The organism is Pseudomonas sp. GW821-FHT07G06, from assembly GCF_058986625.1.
In genome coordinates this window covers 324,293-347,174 of sequence record NZ_JBYSVW010000002.1, presented here as the reverse complement: position 1 = coordinate 347,174, position 22,882 = coordinate 324,293, and the positions used below count along the sequence as shown (strand labels likewise).

Sequence of the window (22,882 nt, the reverse complement as noted above, 5' to 3'; positions counted from 1 at the left end):
TCTTTCGACCGCAGGCGCGGCGGCGCATCATGCGCTGGTGGAAAAACTGGGCATTATCCGTTGCGAAGACGGGCTTGCCAACCTTAGCAGGCAGGTTGTGGATGTGTGGTGACAAATTGGCCGTCATCGCGAGCAAGCTCGCTCCCACAGGTTTTGTGGTGGGCACAAATTGTATGCCCCCTGAAAACCATTGTGGGAGCGAGCTTGCTCGCGATTACGGTTTTGAAATCAATACAAATCGACAGGATCGACATCCAAAGACCAGCGCACCGCCCGCCCACTCGGCATCTGCTCCAGCACCAACAACCAACTGGCCAGCAACCGATGCAGTGGCGCCCGCGCCGTAGCCTGCAACAACAACTGCGCGCGATAACGCCCGGCCCGCCGCTCCATTGGTGCCGGCACCGGCCCCAACAGTTCGATCCCGGTCAAACCCTGTTCAGCCAGCAAGCGCTCGGCCTCGCTGCACGCCTCATCGAGAAAACCTTCGGCCTGGCCCGGTTTATGCGCTTCGGCCCGCAGCAGCGCCAAATGCGCAAACGGCGGCAAGCCAGCCGCGCGGCGTTCGCTCAGGGCCTGTTCGGCGAAAGCGAAATAGCCTTGCTCGGTCAGTTGCACCAGCAGCGGGTGGTCGGCCAGGTGCGTCTGGATAATCACCTTGCCCGGCTCTTCGGCGCGGCCTGCGCGGCCGGCGACCTGGACGATCAACTGCGCCATGCGTTCGCTGGCGCGGAAGTCGCCGGAGAACAGGCCGCCGTCGGCGTCGAGGATCGACACCAGCGTCACCCGTGGGAAGTGGTGGCCTTTGGCAAGCATTTGCGTGCCGATCAGGATGCACGGCTGGCCTTTCTGAATGGTCGCGAACAGCTGGTTCATCGCGTCCTTGCGCGATGTGCTGTCGCGGTCGACCCGCAGCACCGGATAGTCCGGGAACAGAATCGCCAGGCGCTCCTCGGCCCGTTCGGTGCCGGCGCCGACGGGGCGCAGATCGACCTTGTTGCATTTCGGGCACTGGCGCGGCACGCGTTCGACGTAGCCGCAGTGGTGGCAGCGCAGCTCGCCGTAACGCTGATGCACGGTCATTCGCGCATCGCAGCGCTGGCACTCGGACATCCAGCCGCAATCGTGACACAGCAGGGTCGGGGCGAAACCGCGGCGGTTGAGGAACACCAGTACCTGCTGCCCGGCGGCCAGGGTCTGGCCGATGGCCTGCTGCATCGGCCCGGAAATACCACTGTCCAGCGGGCGGCTTTTTACGTCCAGGCGCAGGAAGCGCGGCTGTTTGGCCCCGCCGGCGCGCTCATTCAGGCGCAGCAGCCCGTAGCGGCCGGTGTAGGCGTTGTGCAGGCTTTCCAGCGAGGGCGTGGCGGAGCCGAGGACGATCGGGATGTTTTCCTGTCGCGCCCGCACCAGCGCAAGATCACGGGCGTGGTAGCGCAAGCCTTCCTGCTGTTTATAGGAGCCGTCGTGCTCTTCGTCGATGATGATCAGGCCGGGGTTCTTCATCGGCGTGAACAAGGCAGAACGGGTGCCGATAATGATGTCGGCCTCGCCGTCCCGGGCGGCCAGCCAGGCATCAAGGCGTTCGCGGTCATTGACCGCCGAATGGATCAGCGCAATGCGGGCGTTGAAGCGCTGTTCGAAGCGCGCCAGGGTCTGTGGGCCGAGGTTGATTTCCGGGATCAGCACCAGTGCCTGCTTGCCGGCCTCCAGGGTTTCGCGGATCAACTGCAGATAGACTTCGGTCTTGCCGCTGCCGGTGACGCCGGCCAGCAGGAACGCGTGGTAACTGTCGAAGCCGGCGCGAATGGCCTCATAGGCGGCGCGCTGCTCCGGGTTCAGCGGCAGTTCCGGTTGCGCCAGCCAGTGTTCGTGACGTGCACCGGGGGCGTGGCGACGGATCTCGACCTGCACCAGTTCCTTGGCCAGCAGCAAGTCCAGGCTGTCCTTGCTCAGCATCAGTTTGCTCAGCAACTGATGAGCGACGCCGTGGGGATGCTGGGCCAGCGTGGCCAGGGCTTCGCGCTGACGCGGAGCGCGGGCGATGCGCGGATCATCGAGGCTGGCGCCTGGCGCGGCAGACCAGAAGCGTTCCTGGCGCGCTTCGGCCAGCTCACCCTGGCGCAGCAACACCGGCAATGCCCAGCTCAAGGTGTCGCCGAGGCTGTGCTGATAGTACTGAGAGGTCCACAGGCACAGCTTGAACAGCGCGGGCGGCAGCGGTGGCGTAGCGTCGAGCAGGGCCAGGGCCGGCTTGAGTTTCTCGGCCGGCACTTCGCTGGTGTCGGTGACTTCCACCAGAATCCCGATCATCTCGCGCCGGCCGAACGGTACCCGCAGGCGCATGCCGGGGTGCAGTTGGGCACGCAGGACGCCGGCCGGAGCGCGGTAGTCGAACAGGCGGCGCAGCGGCGAAGGCAGGGCGAGGCGCAGAATGGCGTCGGGCACGCGGGGGATTCTCTTTGCGGGCAGTAAATGAAAGGCTGGACCCATAACCTGTGGGAGCGAGCTTGCTCGCGATGAGGCCCTGTCAGTCAGCATTTATGTTGCCTGACACGACGCTATCGCGAGCAAGCTCGCTCCCACAGGGGAATGTGCTTTGGGCCGGGAGCCTAGCAGACGGTCGGTAGAAGCGACAGCTTGCGTGAACGGGATTGTCTGGTAGAATCCGCGGCCTAATTACGTGCGGTATTCAACAATAGTGTTGGGTGGCGGCACGCTAGCCCGAGGAAAACACCATGAAAGCTGATATCCATCCAGAATACCCGGCAGTTGCTGTTACCTGCAGCTGCGGCAACAAGTTCGAAACCCGTTCGACCTTCGGCAAAGCCCTGGCGATCGACGTTTGCAACGAATGCCACCCGTTCTACACCGGTAAGCAGAAGACTCTGGACACTGGCGGCCGCGTTCAGCGTTTCGCAGACCGTTTCGGTGCTTTCGGCGCGAAAAAGGCCTAAGGCCGATCAACTTGGGAAGCCGCTACGGTTTTTCCATGCTGATGAAAAAGGCGTCCCTCGCGGGCGCCTTTTTTGTGTCCGCGATTTGGCTGTCTGGCGCGCAGGCCTTTTGTCCGACGCCAGGCGGCCTGACGCCCGTCGCGGTGCAGCGGGTGGTGGATGGCGACACCCTGCGCCTGAGCGATGGCCGCAATGTGCGCATGATCGGCTTGAACACGCCGGAGCTGGGCAAGCAGGGCCGTTCCGACGAACCCTTCGCCGTGGCCGCGCGCAAACGCCTTGAGGCATTGGTGGCGGCGAGTGACGGGCGGGTCGGGTTGGTGCCTGGTAAAGAAAGCAAGGACCATTACGGCCGCACGCTGGCCCATGTCTACGGTGCAGATGGCGCCAACCTTGAAGCGCAGATGCTCGCCGAAGGCCTGGGTTTCCAGGTGGCCGTGGCGCCGAACGTCGATCTGGTCGCCTGTCAGCAAGCCGCAGAGCGCAACGCTCGACGGGCCGGGCTCGGTGTGTGGCGCCAGTCGCCTGTACTGAAAGCGGAGCAGATCAGCACTTCCGGTTTTGCCGTGCTCAGCGGTCGTGTGAGCAAGGTGCAGCGCAATCGAGGCGGGGTTTGGATCGAGTTGCAGGACTCGGTTGTATTGCGCGTTGCACCCAATCTGCTGGCGCGTTTCGATGTGAACTCGCTGGAAAGCCTCAAGGGCAAGCAGATCGAGGCGCGCGGCTGGGTGCTGGATCGTTCGCGACGTGGCGGACTGAAAGAAGGGCAGGCGCGCTGGATGTTGCCCTTGACCGACCCGGCGATGCTTCAAGCGGTACAGTGATAAAAAATTGTAGACATTTTTTCATTCGATTGTGAACAGTCTAAGCCTTGTGTGCCGTGGCTCTTGGCCCAAAGTCGTAGGGGCGGGCGCTTGACAGGGGTGACCAGTCAGTCTTGTGGGGACTTTGCGAGGCGCGTATCCTCGCTGACCAGTCTGTCCAACAGTAAAAAGCGGAATGCCAAAATGTCTGATCTGAAAACTGCCGCTCTCGAATATCACGCCAATCCTCGTCCAGGGAAGCTGAGTGTCGAGCTCACCAAGGCCACTGCTACCGCTCGCGACCTGTCGCTGGCCTACAGCCCGGGCGTAGCCGAGCCAGTACGCGAGATCGCCCGCGATCCTGAGCTGGCCTACAAGTACACCGGCAAAGGCAACCTGGTTGCAGTCATTTCCGATGGCACCGCGATTCTCGGCCTGGGTAACCTCGGCCCATTGGCTTCCAAGCCAGTGATGGAAGGTAAAGGCGTACTGTTCAAGCGCTTCGCCGGCATCGACGTTTTCGACATCGAAGTCGACTCCGAAAGCCCGCAGGCCTTCATCGACACCGTCAAGCGCATCTCCATCACCTTCGGTGGCATCAACCTGGAAGACATCAAGGCACCCGAGTGCTTTGAAATCGAACGCGCCCTGATCGAGCAGTGCGATATTCCGGTATTCCACGATGACCAGCACGGCACCGCTATCGTGACCGCGGCCGGCATGATCAACGCCCTGGAAATCGCTGGCAAAACCCTGCCGGAAGCCAAGATCGTCTGCCTGGGTGCCGGCGCCGCCGCCATCTCTTGCATGAAGTTGCTGGTGAGCATGGGCGCCAACATCGAAAACATCTACATGGTCGACCGTACCGGTGTGATCCACTCCGGCCGTGACGACCTGAACCAGTACAAGGCTGTGTTCGCTCACGCGACCGACAAGCGCACCCTGGCTGACGCCCTGCAAGGCGCTGACGTGTTCGTAGGCCTGTCCGGCCCGAACCTGCTGAGCCCTGAAGGCCTGCTGTCCATGGCGGCCAACCCGATCGTGTTCGCGTGCTCCAACCCTGATCCGGAAATCTCCCCGGAGCTGGCACACGCCACCCGTAGCGACGTGATCATGGCCACCGGTCGTTCCGACTACCCGAACCAGGTCAACAACGTACTGGGCTTCCCGTTCATCTTCCGTGGTGCCCTGGACGTTCGCGCCAAGCGCATCAACGAAGAAATGAAAGTGGCTGCGGCCAACGCCCTGCGTGAACTGGCCAAGCTGCCAGTGCCTCAGGAAGTGTGCGACGCCTATGGCGGCATCAAACTGGAATTCGGCCGTGAGTACATCATTCCGAAGCCAATGGATGCCCGTCTGATCACCCTGATCTCCGATGCCGTGGCTAAAGCCGCCATCGAGACCGGCGTGGCGACCCTGCCGTATCCGAAGAACTACCCGCTGAAAAGCGTGGATGATGTGTTCAACGGCTAAGCCGTTGTAACGTTTCAACGAAAAGCCCCGGCTTGCGAGAGTCGGGGCTTTTTTGTGCCTGACAGTTTTGTGCCACCTGTAAGGGCCTCTTCGCGAGCAAGCTCGCTCCCACAGTGGGCGATGGTGTACATCGAATTTATGTACACCGCTGATTCCTGTGGGAGCGAGCTTGCTCGCGAAGAGGCCGGACCAGACAACATCAAAACCGGCAGGCACAAAAAAGCCCCGCTCTTCTTTCGAAGGCGGGGCTTTTCATCATTGCTGCAATCAGAACAAATCGATCGGCGCAGCTTCATCCGCTGGCAATGGACTGCCCGGCGCATTGCCGTTACCGAGTTCGTTGACCGACGGCGGCGTATCTTCGGCCTTGAACAGCTCGAAATAGGCGCCTGGCGTGCCCGGGCTGGCCGCGCGACCGCTGACCGGATCGACCCGCAGGCTGAGGAGGCCTTCCGGCTCCGCTTGCGTATGCGGCGGCTTGCCTTTGAGAGCAGCGCCCATGTAGTTCATCCAGATCGGCAACGCGACGGTGCCGCCGAACTCCTTGCGGCCCAGGCTTTCCGGCTGGTCGAAACCGGTCCAAACGGTGGTCACGTAATCGGCGTTGTAACCGGAGAACCAGGCGTCCTTGGATTCGTTGGTCGTACCGGTCTTGCCGGCAATGTCAGGGCGGCCCAGGGCCAGTGCGCGGCGACCGGTGCCGAGCTTGATCACGTCCTCAAGCATGCTGTTGAGGATGTACGTGGTGCGCCCGTCAACGATGCGTTCGGCCACGGCGGGTGCCTGTGGCGTCGGCACAGCAGCGCCAGGGACTTCGCCCGGCGTTGCGTTGACCGTGAAGGCTTGAGGCGCTGGTGCGGCAATGCCATCGCTGGCAGCGCCGCCCTGAGGCACGCTCGGCGGGTTGGCGACGAACAGCGTGTCGCCGTTGCGGCTTTCAATTCTGTCGATGATGTACGGGGTGATCTTGTAGCCGCCGTTGGCGAAGGTGCTCCAGCCGGTGGCGATCTCCATTGGCGTCAGGGTCGCGGTGCCCAGCGCCAGGGACAGGTTGGGTGGCAGGTCCTGTTTGTTGAAGCCGAATCGAGCGATGTAATCGATGGTCTTGCCAACGCCCATCGCTTGCAGCAAGCGGATCGACACCAGGTTGCGCGACTTGTACAGCGCTTCACGCAGGCGGATCGGGCCGAGGAACGTGTTGGTGTCGTTTTTCGGCCGCCAGACTTTGTCCAGGTACTCGTCGACGAACACGATCGGGGCATCGTTCACCAGGCTGGAGGCGGTGTAGCCGTTATCCAGTGCGGCGGCGTAGACGAACGGTTTGAAGCTCGAACCCGGCTGGCGCTTGGCCTGCAGTGCGCGGTTGTAGTTGCTCTGTTCGAAAGCGAAGCCGCCGACCAGGGCGCGAATGGCACCGTTCTGTGGGTCCAGGGACACCAGCGCGCCCTGGGCCTGCGGGATCTGGCTGAACTTCAGCGAGTTGTCCGGCTGACGCTGCACGCGAATCAGGTCACCGACCTGGGCCACGTCCGAAGGCTGCTTCGGATTGGCGCCCATGCTGTTGGTGTTCAGGAACGGACGGGCCCACTTCATGGTGTCCCAGCTGACGTGTTCCTGGCCGGTGCGGGTCAGCACCTGCAGGCCGCTCTTGTCGACCTGGGTCACGATGGCCGGTTCCAGACCGCTGATGGTGCGTTGCTTGGTCAGCTCTGTTACCCAGGCTTCACGAGTCTTGCCCGGGAGCCGCGACTCGGGGCCGCGATAGCCGTGGCGCTGATCGTAGGTCATCAGGCCTTCGTGGACTGCGGTGTTGGCCAGTTCCTGGAGGTCGCTCGGCACCGTGGTGGTGACGCGGAAGCCTTCGGTATACGCGTCGCTGCCATAACGCCCGACCATTTCGGCACGGGCCATTTCGGCGATGTACGGCGCGTTCACTTCCGGAGTCGGTACGTGATAGCTGGCGTTCAGTGGCTCGTTGATCGCGGCGGTGTAGTCGGCCTCGGTGATTTTGCCGAGCTTGTACATGCGCCCCAGGATCCAGTCGCGACGTTCCTTGCTGCGCGCCGGGTTGGCCAGCGGGTTGAAGCGCGACGGCGCCTTGGGCAGGCCGGCAATCATTGCCATCTGCGCCAGGCTGACATCGCGGATCGATTTGCCGTAATAGACCTGCGCCGCCGCCTCGATGCCGTAGGCACGGTTACCCAGGTAGATCTTGTTGACGTACAGCTCGAGGATCTCGTCCTTGGTCAGCTGTCGTTCGATCTGCAGGGCCAGCAGGATCTCGGTGGTCTTGCGCGAAAAGCTGCGTTCGCTGGTCAGGAAGAAGTTCTTCGCCACCTGCATGGTGATCGTGCTGCCGCCGGACTGGATGTGTCCGCTTTTGACCAGTTGGGTCGCGGCACGCATCAGGCTGCTGGGATCGACGCCATAGTGGTTGGCGAAATTGTCGTCTTCAGCACTTAGTAACGCATTAATGAAATTGGGGGGAATGTCGGCGAAACGGATCGGTGTGCGGCGCATTTCGCCGAATTCTGCGATCAACTTGTTATCGCTGCTGTAGACCCGCAAAGGAATCTGCAACTGGATGCTTCTCAGTGCCTCCACGGACGGTAGCCCGGGACTAAGGTAGAGGTACGCCCCGCTCAGACCCAGAAGGAGTCCGCAGAAAACCGCGACGATGGACCAACCGAAAAACTTCAGCAGACGAATCAAGGCTTTTGGATATCCAGGGCAAAAATGAATTGGGCAACAGGGTTCAGGCTAAATGAGAACGACCCGCGCTTGAGCAAATGCGGAAAAAAAACGCTGGGCATTATAAGCATTTTTCTGATCGGGAGCGCGGTTGGCGCTGCTGTCAAGACGGGCGGATTGAACGCAATGGACATTGCAGAGTCCGTAACTCACGGAAAGTCATAGGGAATTGGTAGTGCCAGGACTCTTCAACAAAAAATCCCGTACGCTCCTCGGAATCGATATCAGCTCTACCTCGGTAAAGCTTCTGGAATTGAGCCGTCAGGGCGAACGCTTCCGGGTCGAGGCTTATGCGGTCGAGCCGTTGCCGGTCGGCGCGGTAATCGAAAAGAACATCGCTGACCTCGAAGGCGTGGGGCTGGCACTCGCGCGCGCGCTGACCAGGGCCAGAACCGGCCTCAAGGGTGTGGCCGTGGCTGTGGCAGGCTCGGCGGTGATCACCAAGATCATCGAGATGGATGCCGCTCTTTCCGAAGACGAGATGGAAAGCCAGCTGAAGATCGAGGCGGATCAATACATTCCTTATCCCCTGGATGAAGTCGCGATCGACTTTGAAGTCCAGGGCTCCTCCGCGCGCAGCCCGGAGCGCGTCAACGTGCTGCTCGCGGCTTGCCGCAAGGAAAACGTCGAAGTCCGCGAGGCCGCCCTGGCCCTGGCGGGGCTGACCGCCCGCGTAGTCGATGTCGAGGCCTACGCACTGGAGCGCTCATTCGCGTTGTTGGCCAGTCGGCTTGCGGCGTGCGAGGAACCTTTGACGGTCGCAGTGGTGGATGTCGGCGCCACCATGACCACCCTGAGCGTGCTGCACAACGGGCGGATTATCTACACCCGAGAGCAATTGTTCGGCGGTCGGCAGTTGACCGGGGAAATCCAGCGCCGCTATGGCCTGACGCTGGAGCAGGCGAGCCTGGCGCAAAGGAAGGGCGGCCTGCCGGATGACTATGCCGGTGAGGTCTTGCAGCCATTTCAACAGGCGCTGGTGCAGCAGGTGTCACGCTCGTTGCAGTTCTTCTTTGCCGCCGGCCAGTACAGCGCCGTCGACCATATCCTGCTGGCCGGCGGTACCGCGTCGGTCCCGGGGCTGGACCGTTTGATCGAGCAGCAATTGGGCACGCCGACGCTGATCGCGAACCCTTTTTCCGCAATGACGCTGGGCAGCAAGGTCAATGGTGCTGCCCTGGCGAGTGATGCACCGGCGTTGATGATCGCCTGTGGTCTGGCCCTCAGGAGCTTCGACTGATGGCACGGATCAACTTTTTGCCCTGGCGCGAGGAGCGGCGTGAAATCCGCCGCAAACGCTTCCTGCTGGTCCTGGTGGCCGCTATGGCGGGCACGGTGGGCGCGGTGCTGGTTGCCAACCAGGCCATCAGCCGTGCCATCGACCGGCAAATCGCCCGTAACGATTACATCGGCAGGCAAATCGCCGTGGTCGATGAGCGGATCACGCTGATCAACGATCTCAAGGAGCGCCGCCAGCAACTGGTCGAGCGCATGCGCATCATCCAGGACCTGCAAGACAACCGCCAAATCAGCGGGCGAATATTTGACCAGTTGGCGCGGGCACTGCCTGAGGGCGTGTATTTCACCGAAGTGAGAATGACCGGAAAGACCTTGTCCATCACCGGTGCCGCGCAATCCAACAACCGTGTTTCAGACTTGATGCGCAACCTCGAGGCATCAGACTGGTTCGATGCGCCGAGCCTGACCGAAGTCAAGGCCGCAGCTGCCGGTCAGGTGGAGCAGGCCAACGTCTTCCAGTTGACCGTTCGCCAGACTCAACCGGCAGCACCGGAGGGCGGCAAATGAGCCTGTCCGAATGGTTCGAAGGGCTGCGCAAGATTGACTTCAACGATCTGGACACCGGCAACATGGGGGCCTGGCCGCCGGCGATCAAGTGTCTGGTGGCCGGTTTGCTCATGCTTGTAGTGCTGGCCTTGGGCTACAACTTTTCCACTCGCGACCTTGAGAGCCAGCTCGATCTGAAGCACGAGGAAGAGTCGGCGCTCAAGGAGCAGTTCGCCGGCAAAGCCCGCATGGCGGCGAATCTCGATCTCTACACCCAGCAGCTGAAAGAGATGGAGAGCGCTTTCGGTGTGCTGTTGCGACAACTGCCTGGCGACACCGAAGTGCCCGGCTTGCTGGAAGACATCACGCGTACGGGTCTGGGCAGTGGCCTGGAGTTCGAGGAAATCAAGCTGCTGCCGGAGGCCGCCCAGCCGTTCTACATCGAGTTGCCGATCCAGATCACAGTCACCGGGGGGTACCACGACCTGGCGACCTTCGTCAGTGGTGTGGCCGGGTTGCCGCGAATCGTCACCTTGCATGATTTCGACCTTGTCCCCGTCAGTCCTCAGGGTGCTCCGAAACTGCGCTTGAGCATCCTCGCCAAGACCTACCGCTACAACGAAATGGGGCGGCATCCATGAAGCCGGTACGTTGTTTTCCGATGGTGCTGTTGCTGTCTGTTCTGTCCGGTTGTGGCGCAGGCGATGACTACAGCGATCTGGACGCCTACCTGAGTGAAATACGCCTGCGCGGGCCGGGCAGTATTGAACCAACGCCGGTATTCCGGTCTTACCCGACATTCACCTACGACGCAGGGAGTCTGCGCAGTCCGTTTTCATCGCAGGTCAGCACTGATCTGGCGGCCCATCGGCGGGGTTCGCGCAACGTCAAGCCCGACCCTGACCGGGTCAGGCAATACCTCGAAGGATTCAACATCGAGCAGTTTGAAATGGTCGGCACCCTTTCCAATGCGACAGGCTCCTTTGCCCTGTTGCGCGGGGCGGGTGGCGTGCACCGCCTGAAAGTCGGTGATTACCTGGGGCGTAACGACGGACGGATCGTTGCGATCAGTGGTTCGCAAGTCGATGTGGTTGAAATTGTCCCTGATGGTCAGGGCGCGTGGCTGGAGCGTCCCCGGACCATCCCTTTGAAAGAGCACTCATAGTGGAACCCGAATAATGAACAGGATTTTCTCCGCCTTCGGCCTTTCGCTATGGATAGCGATGTTGTCGCCGATGGTACAAGCGGCCAATCTCAAGGCGCTGGATGTCGCTGCGCTGCCGGGAGACCGGGTCGAGTTGAAGTTGTCGTTCGATGCACCGCCCCCGTTGCCTCAGGGTTACATGACGGAGTCGCCGGCGCGGATTGCGCTGGATTTGCCGGGTGTCGCCAGTCAACTGGCCAGCAGGACTCGCGATCTCGGCAGTGGAAATGCCCGTAGTGCAACGGTGGTGGAGGCCGGGGACCGTACGCGATTGATCATCAACCTGACTCAGTCGGCCCCGTACGACTCGCGAATTGAAGGCAACAATTTGCTGGTGGTTGTCGGGCAGGGTGTCAAACCGTCGACGCCCAGGCCGGCGGCCCCGGCAATGCCGGTTCCGGCGCGAGCCGCTGCGACGCCGGGCAAGGCCATTCGGGGTGTGGATTTTCAGCGAGGGACACAGGGCGAGGGCAACGTGGTGATCGACTTGTCGGATCCATCGATTGCGCCCGACATACAACAGCGCGAGGGCAAGATTATTGTCGGGTTTGCCAAAACCCGATTGCCCGAGCCGTTGCGCGTGCGTCTGGATGTGAAGGATTTCGCCACGCCCGTGCAGTTCGTCAATGCCAGCGCAAGCGGCGATCGAGCCACCATCAGCATCGAGCCCGGTGGTGCGTTCGACTACTCGACCTATCAGACCGACAGCAAACTCACGGTCAGCGTTCGCCCGGCGACGGTCGACGACCTGCAAAAGCGCAATGCCGGGCTACAGGCTTACAGCGGCGAGAAGCTTTCGCTGAATTTCCAGGACATCGATGTGCGTTCGGTGCTGCAATTGATCGCCGATTTCACCAATCTCAATCTGGTGGCCAGCGACACGGTGCAAGGTGGCATCACATTGCGCCTGCAGAACGTGCCGTGGGATCAGGCGCTGGATCTGGTGCTGAAAACCAAGGGGCTGGACAAGCGCAAGGTCGGTAATGTCCTGCTTGTTGCGCCGGCCGATGAAATTGCTGCCCGTGAGCGTCAGGAACTGGAATCACAAAAGCAGATTGCCGATCTGGCGCCATTGCGTCGGGAACTGTTGCAGGTGAATTACGCCAAGGCGGCGGACATTGCCAAGCTCTTCCAGTCGGTGACCAGTGCCGAAGCGAAACCCGACGAACGGGGGTCGATCACCGTCGACGAGCGCACCAACAACATCATTGCCTACCAGACCCAGGAGCGGCTTGATGAGCTGCGCAGGATCGTCACGCAGCTGGATATCCCTGTGCGTCAGGTCATGATCGAGGCGCGCATTGTCGAAGCCAACGTCGACTATGACAAAAGCCTCGGGGTGCGCTGGGGCGGATCGATACAGAACAGGGGCAACTGGAACACCTCCGGTGTCAGCAATGGACTCAATGGCTCATCGACCATTGGCACGCCCGGCAGTACCAGCACCAACTCACCGTTCGTCGACATGGGCGTAGCCAACAACACCTCGGGAATCGGCATCGCGTTCATCACCGATAACGTCTTGCTGGACCTGGAACTGACAGCCATGGAGAAAACCGGCAACGGGGAAATCGTCTCGCAACCCAAGGTGGTCACGTCCGACAAGGAAACCGCCAAGATCCTCAAGGGCACCGAGATTCCCTATCAGGAGGCCAGTTCCAGTGGCGCGACTTCGGTGTCGTTCAAGGAGGCCTCGCTGTCGCTGGAGGTGACGCCGCAGATCACGCCCGACAACCGGATCATCATGGAGGTCAAGGTGACCAAGGACGAACCGGACTACCTGAACAAGGTCCAGGATGTACCGCCGATCAAGAAAAACGAAGTCAACGCCAAGGTCCTGGTCAACGATGGCGAGACCATCGTCATTGGCGGCGTTTTCTCAAATACTCAGAGCAAGGTCGTAGATAAGGTGCCATTTCTTGGCGATGTGCCGTATCTTGGCCGCCTTTTCCGGCGTGATGTGGTTTCGGAGAAAAAATCCGAGCTGTTGGTATTCCTCACTCCGCGTATCATGAATAATCAGGCGATTGCTGTGAGTCATTGATTCTGTGCGAAATTTGATTCTTGTAGGACCGATGGGTGCTGGAAAAAGCACCATCGGCCGGTTGCTGGCCAAAGAGCTGCGCCTGCCATTCAAAGATTCCGATAAGGAAATTGAATTGCGCACGGGCGCCAATATCCCTTGGATCTTCGATAAAGAAGGCGAACCGGGCTTTCGTGATCGCGAGCAGGCAATGATTGCCGAGCTGTGCGACTACGACGGTGTGGTGCTGGCGACAGGTGGGGGCGCGGTCATGCGCGAAGCCAATCGTCGGGCGCTGCATGCCGGTGGGCGGGTGGTTTATCTGCATGCGTCGGTCGAGCAGCAGGTCGGCCGCACGGCCCGTGACCGCAATCGGCCATTGTTGCGTACCGCCGATCCGGCCAAGACCCTTCGGGACCTGTTGGCGATCCGCGATCCGCTTTACCGGGAAATTGCCGACCTGGTGGTCGAAACCGATGAGCGACCACCGCGAATGGTCGTACTCGACATTCTAGAGCGCCTGCAGCAGTTGCCACCCCGTTAAAGCGCCGCGCGAAATGCGCTATCCTCGGCGTCTCGCCATGACCGCTCAAGGTTGTGGCGGATGGCTACCGAACGGCGTCACACCAGCAGGGGCCGTGGATATTCGTTAACTCAAGGCAGGACGCCTGATTCATCTTCACTGTGGGGACACATGCAGACACTCAAGGTCGATCTAGGCGAGCGCAGCTACCCGATTCATATTGGCGAAGGTTTGTTGGATCAGCCTGAGCTGCTGGCCCCGCACATTCGCGGACGGCAAGTGGCGATCATCTCCAACGAGACTGTTGCACCGCTCTATCTCGAGCGTCTGACCCGCAGCCTGGCGCAGTTCTCGGTGATTTCCGTGGTGCTGCCCGACGGTGAAGCCTTCAAGACCTGGGAAACCCTGCAACTGATTTTCGACGGTCTGCTGACCGCACGGCATGATCGCCGCACCACGGTGATCGCCCTCGGTGGCGGTGTGATCGGTGACATGGCCGGCTTTGCCGCCGCCTGCTACCAGCGCGGCGTCGATTTCATCCAGGTTCCAACCACGCTGCTGTCGCAGGTCGACTCCTCGGTGGGCGGCAAGACCGGGATCAACCATCCGCTGGGCAAGAACATGGTCGGCGCCTTCTATCAGCCGAACGTGGTGCTGATCGATACCGCCAGCCTCAATACCCTGCCGGCGCGCGAACTGTCCGCCGGTCTGGCCGAAGTCATCAAGTACGGACTGATCTGTGATGAGCCGTTCCTGACCTGGCTCGAAGACAACGTCGACCGTCTGCGCAACCTGGACCAGCAAGCCCTGACCTATGCCATCGAGCGCTCTTGCGCGGCCAAGGCCGCGGTGGTCGGTGCCGATGAGAAAGAGACGGGCGTTCGTGCCACGTTGAACCTGGGCCACACTTTTGGCCACGCCATCGAAACCCACATGGGCTATGGTGTCTGGCTACATGGAGAAGCGGTGGCTGCTGGCACCGTGATGGCGCTGGAAATGTCCGCGCGACTGGGCTGGATCAGCGAGCAGGAACGTGATCGCGGCATTCGTCTGTTCCAGCGTGCAGGGCTGCCGGTCATTCCGCCAGAAGAGATGACAGAAGCCGATTTCCTCGAACATATGTCCATTGATAAAAAAGTGATCGACGGTCGTTTGCGCCTGGTGCTGCTGCGCCACATGGGTGAAGCGGTGGTGACCGACGATTATCCGAAAGAGGTTCTACAGGCCACGCTGGGGGCAGACTACCGCGCCCTGGCTCAGCTTAAAGGTTAATAAGAACACGATGACTAGTTTGCATGCCGACGAGGCTTTCCTCGGCCATTACCAGTTGAGTCATGACCCTTTTGCTCCACGGGTGCCTGGCTTCAAATTTTTCCCGGCCCAGCGCAAACCCGTGCTGGGACAGTTGCATCACCTGGCCCGCTACAGTCAGCTGCTGCTGGTGGTCACTGGCCCCGAGGGCAGTGGCAAGACCCTGTTGCGTCAGGCCCTGGTCGCCAGCACCAACAAGCAGTCGGTACAAAGTGTGGTGGTGTCCGCCCGAGGCGCGGGAGATGCGGCCGGGGTGCTGCGTCAGGTGGCCCAGGCGCTGAATGTCGCCCAGGCGGATGCCGACGCTATCCTGGCCCAGGTGGTGCAGCTTGCGCTCACCGGCCAGGAAGTCTATTTGCTGGTCGATGACGCCGAACAGCTCGACGAGTCCGCCCTTGAGGTTCTGATGGTCCTGGCGGCCGGCGCGCCTGAAGGTCGCCCGCATGTGTTCCTGTTCGGTGAAACCTCGCTGATCGCTCAGCTGGAGGCTTTGCATCTCGAGGAAGAGCGATTCCACGTCATCGAACTGCAGCCCTATACCGAGGACGAAACCCGCGAGTATCTGGAGCAGCGGCTCGAGGGTGCTGGCCGCGGCATCGAACTTTTCACCGCGGATCAGATCTCTGATATTCACGAAAGCTCCGAAGGTTGGCCTGGCAGCATCAATCAGGTCGCCCGCGATGCAATGATCGAAGCCATGATCGCCAGCCGCTCTGCGGTCAAGCGTCCAAAAATGGGGTTCAATATGCCGAAGAAACACGTATTGGCGATTTCCGCCGTTGTCGTGGTTGCGGTAGCTGCCGCCTGGATGATGCCGGGTCGCAACAAGGCACCGACCACCGGTGCGCCCGCCAATGAACAGGCGCAACTGCCGCTTGGCCAGGGCCAGCCAACCGCGAATGGCGGTGCTCCGGCCGTCGAATTCGCCGGCAACACGCAGCCGATGCCATTGCCGTTGGTCGGTAACTCGCAACCGGTCATGCGTGCCCCGCTGGCTGAGGCCGCAGGCGGCATCACCGAAGGCGACGACGGCGTTCCGGTCGAAGGCTCCAGCGCCACACCGCCTACAGTGACCACCACTGCACCGCCTGTGGGCGTTCCTGCCGGCCCTGCGCCGACACCAGCGGCCAAGCCGGCACCTGCGCCGACTCAGGTCGCCACCGCCAAGCCAGTGCCAGCTCCAGCTCCAGTGACCAAGCCTGCTCCAGCGCCTGCCAAGCCAGCCGTTGCGGCGGCGGCCAAGCCTGCCGAGAAACCGGCTCCGGCGGCCAAGGCGGCGGGTGGCACCTGGTACGCCGGTCAGGCACCGGGCAACTACGTGGTGCAAATCCTCGGCACCAGCTCCGAAACTGCCGCACAAAGCTTCGTCAAGGAGCAGGGCGGCGAGTACCGTTATTTCAAGAAAGTCCTCAATGGCAAGCCGCTCTACGTGATCACCTATGGCAACTTCGCCAATCGTGATGCAGCCGTTTCCGCCATCAAGGCCTTGCCAGCGAAGGTTCAGGCTGGTAAACCTTGGCCTCGCACTGTCGCCAGCGTCCAACAGGAACTGGCAACAACTCGCTGAAGATTCGGCGGCCTTACCCAGGCCGCCTCTCCAAGCACCTCAAAATTTCTACAAGTGCGCGCAACCTTCCGGGCTGCGTGCCTTGTGGTGTCTGCGTCACAGTAGTCTTTGAGTCGTTGCGGTCAAAATTAAAAAAGTTTTGACTAGCACAGCATATCGCTTTAAACCTTTCACAAATGCGACATAGATTTGCGACATTTCGTCGTCAAATTTGTGAGGCCAAGTGTCGGTGTGTACAATGACCTCCCTTTTGTCCCCGCAAAGCTGGCGTACGTTCGGCGCGGATGGCAAGTGGTTGAATTGAAAAGAAATTTGCCTCGTACAGAGGCAGCCTGGTGAGAAAGTGTCTATGAAAGCAGGTCTGTACCAACCAGATGAATTCAAGGATAACTGTGGTTTCGGCCTGATAGCCCATATGCAGGGCGAGCCCAGTCATACCCTTTTGCAAACGGCCATCGAGGCCCTGACCTGCATGACCCACCGCGGTGGGATTAATGCCGACGGCAAGACCGGTGACGGTTGCGGTCTGCTGATTCAAAAGCCGGACGTGTTCCTGCGAGCCATCGCCCAGGAAACCTTCGGCGTCGAAATGCCCAAGCAATATGCGGTGGGCATGGTCTTCTTCAACCAGGACCCGGTCAAAGCCGAAGCCGCTCGCGAGAACATGAACCGCGAGATCCTGGCCGCCGGCTTGCAACTGGTCGGCTGGCGCAAAGTGCCGATCGACACCAGCGTCCTCGGCCGCCTGGCCCTTGAGCGCCTGCCGCAGATCGAGCAAGTGTTCATCGGCGGTGAAGGCCTGAGCGACCAGGACATGGCCGTCAAGCTGTTCACCTCCCGTCGTCGTTCGTCCGTGGCCAACGCCGCCGACACCGATCACTACGTCTGCAGCTTTTCGCACAAGACCATCATTTACAAAGGCCTGATGATGCCGGCGGACTTGACCGCCTTCTATCCGGACCTGAGCGATGAGCGCCTGCAAACTTCGATTTGCGTGTTCCACCAGCGCTTCTCCACCAACACCCTGCCGAAATGGCCGCTGGCTCAACCGTTCCGCTTCCTGGCGCACAACGGCGAGATCAACACCATCACCGGCAACCGCAACTGGGCTGTGGCCCGTCGCACCAAGTTCACCAACGACCTGATGGACCTGGAAGAACTCGGCCCGCTGGTCAACCGCGTGGGTTCCGACTCCTCGAGCATGGACAACATGCTGGAGCTGATGGTCACCGGTGGCATCGACCTGTTCCGTGGCGTGCGGATGATCATTCCGCCAGCGTGGCAGAACGTCGAGACCATGGACCCGGATCTGCGCGCGTTCTACGAATACAACTCGATGCACATGGAACCGTGGGACGGCCCGGCCGGCGTGGTAATGACCGACGGTCGCTACGCGGTGTGCCTGCTCGACCGTAACGGTCTGCGTCCGGCGCGTTGGGTCACCACCAAGAACGGCTTCATCACCCTGGCTTCGGAAATCGGTGTCTGGAACTACCAGCCTGAAGACGTGATCGCCAAGGGTCGCGTTGGCCCGGGCCAGATCTTTGCCGTGGACACCGAGACCGGTCAGATCCTCGATACCGATGCGATCGACAACCGTCTGAAGTCCCGTCATCCGTACAAGCAATGGCTGCGCAAGAATGCCCTGCGCATCCAGGCGACCATGGAAGACAACGACCACGGTTCGGCGTTCTACGACGTCGATCAGCTCAAGCAATACATGAAGATGTACCAGGTCACGTTCGAAGAGCGCGACCAGGTGCTGCGCCCGCTCGGCGAGCAAGGCTACGAAGCCGTGGGTTCGATGGGCGACGACACGCCGATGGCCGTGCTGTCCCAGCGCGTGCGCACGCCGTACGACTATTTCCGCCAGCAGTTCGCGCAGGTCACCAACCCGCCGATCGACCCGCTGCGTGAAGCCATCGTCATGTCGCTGGAAATCTGCCTCGGTGCCGAGCGCAACATTTTCCAGGAGTCGCCGGAACACGCCTCGCGCGTGATCCTCAGCTCGCCGGTGATTTCCCCGGCCAAGTGGCGTTCGCTGATGAACCTCGATCGTCCGGGCTTCGAGCGCGCGATCATCGATCTGAACTACGACGAAAGCGTCGGCCTCGAAGCGGCCATCCGCAACGTCGCCGATCAGGCTGAAGAAGCCGTGCGCGCCGGTCGTACTCAGGTCGTGCTGAGTGACCGTCACATCGCCCCGGGCAAGTTGCCGATCCACGCGTCTCTGGCCACCGGCGCGGTGCACCACCGCCTGACCGAAAAAGGCCTGCGTTGCGACTCCAACATCCTGGTGGAAACCGCGACCGCTCGCGATCCGCATCACTTCGCCGTGTTGATCGGTTTCGGTGCCTCTGCCGTTTATCCGTTCCTGGCTTACGAAGTGCTGGGTGACCTGATCCGTACCGGTGAAGTACTGGGCGACCTCTACGAGGTGTTCAAGAACTACCGTAAAGGCATCACCAAGGGCCTGCTCAAGATCCTGTCGAAGATGGGCATCTCGACCATCACGTCGTACCGCGGTGCGCAGTTGTTCGAGGCCATCGGCCTGTCCGAGGAAGTCTGCAACCTGAGCTTCCGTGGCGTACCGAGCCGCATCAAGGGTGCGCGTTTCGTCGACATCGAAGCCGAGCAGAAAGCCCTGGCGACCGAAGCCTGGAGTCCGCGCAAGCCGATCCAGCAAGGCGGTCTGCTGAAGTTCGTCCACGGTGGCGAATATCACGCCTACAACCCGGACGTGGTCAACACCCTGCAGGCGGCTGTGCAGCAGGGCGACTACAGCAAGTTCAAGGAATACACGTCGCTGGTGGATAACCGCCCGGTGTCGATGATCCGCGACCTGCTGAAAGTCAAAACCCTCGACACTCCATTGGATATCAGCGAGATCGAACCGCTGGAATCGGTGCTCAAGCGCTTCGACTCCGCCGGTATCTCCCTGGGCGCCCTGTCGCCGGAAGCTCACGAAGCCCTGGCCGAAGCCATGAACCGCCTCGGTGCGCGTTCCAACTCCGGCGAAGGCGGCGAAGACCCGGCGCGCTACGGCACCATCAAGAGCTCGAAAATCAAGCAGGTTGCGACTGGCCGCTTCGGTGTGACCCCGGAATACCTGGTCAACGCCGAAGTGCTGCAGATCAAGGTCGCCCAAGGCGCCAAGCCGGGCGAGGGCGGTCAACTGCCGGGCGGTAAAGTGAACGGTCTGATCGCCAAGCTGCGTTACGCAGTGCCAGGCGTGACCCTGATTTCGCCACCGCCGCACCACGACATCTATTCGATCGAAGACTTGTCGCAGCTGATTTTCGACCTGAAACAGGTCAACCCGAAGGCGCTGGTTTCGGTGAAGCTGGTAGCGGAAGCGGGCGTCGGCACCATCGCCGCCGGTGTGGCCAAGGCCTACGCGGACCTGATCACCATCTCCGGCTACGACGGTGGCACCGGTGCATCGCCGCTGACCTCGATCAAGTACGCGGGCGCTCCGTGGGAACTCGGTCTGGCCGAAACCCACCAGACACTGCGCGGCAACGACCTGCGCGGCAAAGTCCGGGTACAGACCGACGGCGGCCTGAAAACCGGCCTCGACGTGATCAAGGCGGCCATCCTCGGCGCTGAAAGCTTCGGCTTCGGCACCGCGCCGATGATCGCCCTGGGCTGCAAATACCTGCGCATCTGCCACCTGAACAACTGCGCCACTGGCGTTGCGACCCAGAACGAGAAGCTGCGCAAGGACCACTACATCGGTACCGTCGACATGGTGGTGAACTTCTTCACCTACGTCGCCGAAGAAACCCGTGAGTGGCTGGCCAAGCTGGGTGTGCGTTCCCTCGAGGAGCTTATCGGCCGTACCGATCTGCTGGAGGTCCTCGAAGGCCAGACCGCCAAGCAGCATCACCTGGACCTGACTCCGTTGCTGGGCAGCGACCACGTGCCGGCGGACAAACCGCAGTTCTGTGGCGTAGACCGCAACCCGCCGTTCGACAAAGGCCTGCTGGCCGAGAAGATGGTCGACATGGCCACCTCGGCGATCAACGACCTGAGCGGCGCTGAATTCGCCCTGGATATCTGCAACTGCGACCGTTCCATCGGTGCACGGATCTCCGGCGAAATCGCGCGCAAGCACGGCAACCAGGGCATGGCCAATGCGCCGATCACCTTCCGCTTCAAGGGCACTGCGGGCCAGAGCTTTGGTGTGTGGAACGCCGGCGGCCTGAACATGTACCTGGAAGGCGACGCCAACGACTACGTCGGCAAGGGCATGACCGGCGGCAAGCTGGTGATCGTTCCGCCGAAAGGCAGCGTCTACCGCACCCAGGACAGTGCCATCATCGGCAACACCTGCCTGTACGGCGCCACCGGCGGCAAGCTGTTCGCCGCCGGCACCGCGGGCGAGCGTTTCGCCGTGCGTAACTCCGGTGCCCACACCGTGGTGGAAGGCACTGGCGATCACTGCTGCGAGTACATGACCGGTGGTTTCGTCTGCGTATTGGGCAAGACCGGTTACAACTTCGGCTCTGGCATGACCGGCGGTTTCGCCTATGTGCTCGACCAGGACAACACCTTCGTTGACCGGGTCAACCACGAACTGGTGGAAATCCAGCGGATCAGCGGCGAGGCGATGGAAGCCTACCGTAGCCACCTGCAACGCGTGCTGAACGAGTACGTCGAGGAAACCGACAGCGAGTGGGGTCGTGAACTCGCCGAGAACCTCGATGATTACGTGCGCCGTTTCTGGCTGGTCAAGCCCAAGGCTGCCAACCTGAAGTCGTTGCTTTCCAGCACCCGTGCCAACCCGCAGTGATATGCGCCTGAAGAGTTTGATGAGGTTTTAAAATGGCTGAACGTCTGAATAATGACTTCCAGTTCATCGAGGTCGGGCGCAAGGATCCGAAGAAGAAACTGTTGCGTCAACGCAAGAAAGAGTTCGTGGAAATCTACGAACCCTTCAAACCCCAGCAGTCGGCCGACCAGGCCCACCGCTGCCTGGGTTGCGGTAACCCGTATTGCGAATGGAAGTGCCCGGTGCACAACTTCATTCCCAACTGGCTGAAGCTGGTGGCCGAGGGCAACATCCTCCAGGCCGCCGAGTTGTCGCACCAGACCAACACCCTGCCGGAAGTCTGCGGCCGGGTGTGCCCGCAGGACCGTCTGTGCGAGGGTGCCTGCACCCTCAACGACGGCTTCGGCGCGGTGACCATCGGTTCGGTTGAGAAGTACATCACCGACACCGCGTTCGCCATGGGCTGGCGCCCGGACATGTCCAAGGTCAAGCCGACCGGCAAGCGTGTCGCGATCATCGGTGCCGGGCCTGCGGGCCTGGGTTGCGCCGATGTGCTGGTGCGCGGCGGCGTGACCCCGGTGGTGTTCGACAAGAACCCGGAAATCGGTGGCCTGCTGACCTTCGGCATCCCCGAGTTCAAGCTGGAAAAGACCGTGTTGAGCAATCGCCGCGAAGTCTTCACCGGCATGGGCATCGAGTTCCGCCTCAACACCGAGGTGGGCAAGGACGTGACCATGGAGCAACTGCTCGAAGAATACGATGCGGTATTCATGGGCATGGGCACCTATACCTACATGAAGGGCGGTTTTGCCGGTGAAGACCTGCCGGGCGTGTACGACGCGCTGGACTTCCTGATCGCCAACGTCAACCGCAACCTGGGCTTTGAAAAGTCGCCGGAAGATTTCGTCGACATGAAAGGCAAGAAGGTTGTGGTACTGGGCGGTGGCGACACGGCGATGGACTGCAACCGTACGTCGATCCGCCAGGGCGCCAAGTCGGTGACCTGCGCCTATCGTCGTGACGAAGCGAATATGCCGGGTTCGCGCAAAGAGGTGAAGAACGCCAAGGAAGAAGGCGTGAAGTTCCTCTACAACCGCCAGCCGATCGCAATCGTCGGCGAAGACAAGGTCGAAGGCGTGAAAGTGGTCGAGACCCGTCTCGGCGAGCCGGACGCCCGTGGCCGTCGCAGCCCCGAGCCGATCCCGGGTTCCGAAGAGATCATCCCGGCCGACGCCGTGGTCATCGCGTTCGGTTTCCGTCCGAGCCCGGCGCCATGGTTCGAGCAGTTCGAGATCCAGACGGACAGCCAGGGCCGCGTTGTGGCTCCGGAGCAAGGTCAGTACAAGCACCAGACCAGCAACCCGAAAATCTTCGCCGGTGGCGACATGGTGCGCGGTTCGGACCTGGTGGTGACGGCGATCTTCGAAGGCCGTAATGCGGCTGAAGGGATTCTGGATTACCTGGGCGTCTAAGCACCCGATCCAGACTTGAAATGCAGTAACCCTGTGGGAGCGAGCCTGCTCGCGAAAGCGGTCTGTCAGCCAACTTCACTGTTGGATGTGCCGGCCTCTTCGCGAGCAGGCTCGCTCCCACAGTTGTTTCGCGGTGTTGCTAAACTCTGTATTTCATTGCGACAAATTGACCCGATAGACAAAAGCCTCCGCTCTTGCCGTGCCTTTTGCGTCCGGCTCTGAGAAAATGCCCTCACTTT

15 protein-coding genes are annotated in these 22,882 nt (G+C 61.2%); 13 read left to right on the top strand and 2 right to left on the bottom strand.

The genetic code is table 11. The annotated features are described in order from the left end of the window. Positions 1–228: 228 nt before the first annotated feature. Positions 229–2,448, bottom strand: a complete 2,220-nt coding sequence (locus AC3WJW_RS05040; RefSeq protein WP_033047971.1) for a primosomal protein N' — start codon at positions 2,446–2,448, stop codon at positions 229–231. 290 nt (positions 2,449–2,738) lie between these two features. Here AC3WJW_RS05040 and rpmE point away from each other — a divergent pair, with 290 nt between their 5' ends. The 3 genes from rpmE (at position 2,739) to AC3WJW_RS05025 (ending at position 5,233) form a co-directional block, all read left to right on the top strand. Next, positions 2,739–2,957 carry a 50S ribosomal protein L31 gene (rpmE, locus tag AC3WJW_RS05035; protein ID WP_008047849.1) on the top strand — a complete coding sequence of 73 codons (219 nt, stop codon included), beginning with the start codon at positions 2,739–2,741 and terminating at the stop codon, positions 2,955–2,957. A 35-nt stretch (positions 2,958–2,992) separates the two neighbouring features. Next, positions 2,993–3,781, top strand: coding sequence for a thermonuclease family protein (locus tag AC3WJW_RS05030; RefSeq protein WP_493725322.1), 789 nt, complete (start codon positions 2,993–2,995; stop codon positions 3,779–3,781). A 183-nt stretch (positions 3,782–3,964) separates the two neighbouring features. Beyond that, positions 3,965–5,233 carry a malic enzyme-like NAD(P)-binding protein gene (locus AC3WJW_RS05025; protein ID WP_007989306.1) on the top strand — a complete coding sequence of 423 codons (1,269 nt, stop codon included), beginning with the start codon at positions 3,965–3,967 and terminating at the stop codon, positions 5,231–5,233. Between the two features lie 267 nt (positions 5,234–5,500). Here AC3WJW_RS05025 and AC3WJW_RS05020 read toward each other — a convergent pair whose 3' ends face one another. Further along, complete coding sequence (locus tag AC3WJW_RS05020; protein WP_493725519.1) at positions 5,501–7,942, bottom strand: penicillin-binding protein 1A; 2,442 nt, start codon at positions 7,940–7,942, stop codon at positions 5,501–5,503. Between the two features lie 217 nt (positions 7,943–8,159). Between AC3WJW_RS05020 and AC3WJW_RS05015 the strand changes: the two genes are divergently transcribed. The 10 genes from AC3WJW_RS05015 to AC3WJW_RS04970 all read left to right on the top strand — a co-directional run bounded on the left by AC3WJW_RS05015 (position 8,160) and on the right by AC3WJW_RS04970 (position 22,643). Then, complete coding sequence (locus AC3WJW_RS05015; RefSeq protein WP_493725321.1) at positions 8,160–9,224, top strand: pilus assembly protein PilM; 1,065 nt, start codon at positions 8,160–8,162, stop codon at positions 9,222–9,224. Next, positions 9,224–9,790: a PilN domain-containing protein gene (locus AC3WJW_RS05010; RefSeq protein WP_493725320.1), complete on the top strand. Its 567-nt coding sequence runs from the start codon at positions 9,224–9,226 to the stop codon at positions 9,788–9,790. Before AC3WJW_RS05015 ends, AC3WJW_RS05010 begins: the two co-directional genes overlap by 1 nt. Next, positions 9,787–10,410 carry a type IV pilus inner membrane component PilO gene (locus tag AC3WJW_RS05005; RefSeq protein WP_493725319.1) on the top strand — a complete coding sequence of 208 codons (624 nt, stop codon included), beginning with the start codon at positions 9,787–9,789 and terminating at the stop codon, positions 10,408–10,410. Before AC3WJW_RS05010 ends, AC3WJW_RS05005 begins: the two co-directional genes overlap by 4 nt. Continuing rightward, complete coding sequence (locus AC3WJW_RS05000; RefSeq protein ID WP_493725318.1) at positions 10,407–10,934, top strand: pilus assembly protein PilP; 528 nt, start codon at positions 10,407–10,409, stop codon at positions 10,932–10,934. The genes AC3WJW_RS05005 and AC3WJW_RS05000 overlap by 4 nt, the downstream gene beginning before the upstream one ends. A gap of 13 nt (positions 10,935–10,947) precedes the next feature. Then, on the top strand, positions 10,948–13,017 hold the full coding sequence (locus AC3WJW_RS04995) for a type IV pilus secretin PilQ (RefSeq protein ID WP_493725317.1): 2,070 nt from the start codon (positions 10,948–10,950) through the stop codon (positions 13,015–13,017). 4 nt (positions 13,018–13,021) lie between these two features. Then, entirely contained in the window at positions 13,022–13,540 is a 519-nt protein-coding gene (gene aroK / locus AC3WJW_RS04990) for a shikimate kinase AroK (protein ID WP_015093141.1), read from the top strand. 150 nt (positions 13,541–13,690) lie between these two features. Beyond that, positions 13,691–14,791 carry a 3-dehydroquinate synthase gene (gene aroB / locus AC3WJW_RS04985; protein WP_007975598.1) on the top strand — a complete coding sequence of 367 codons (1,101 nt, stop codon included), beginning with the start codon at positions 13,691–13,693 and terminating at the stop codon, positions 14,789–14,791. 10 nt (positions 14,792–14,801) lie between these two features. Continuing rightward, positions 14,802–16,397: an AAA family ATPase gene (locus tag AC3WJW_RS04980; RefSeq protein WP_493725316.1), complete on the top strand. Its 1,596-nt coding sequence runs from the start codon at positions 14,802–14,804 to the stop codon at positions 16,395–16,397. 349 nt (positions 16,398–16,746) lie between these two features. After that, positions 16,747–21,192, top strand: coding sequence for a glutamate synthase large subunit (gene gltB, locus AC3WJW_RS04975; RefSeq protein WP_116580782.1), 4,446 nt, complete (start codon positions 16,747–16,749; stop codon positions 21,190–21,192). Between the two features lie 32 nt (positions 21,193–21,224). Then, positions 21,225–22,643, top strand: coding sequence for an FAD-dependent oxidoreductase (locus tag AC3WJW_RS04970; protein WP_007975602.1), 1,419 nt, complete (start codon positions 21,225–21,227; stop codon positions 22,641–22,643). The last annotated feature ends 239 nt before the right edge of the window (positions 22,644–22,882 follow it).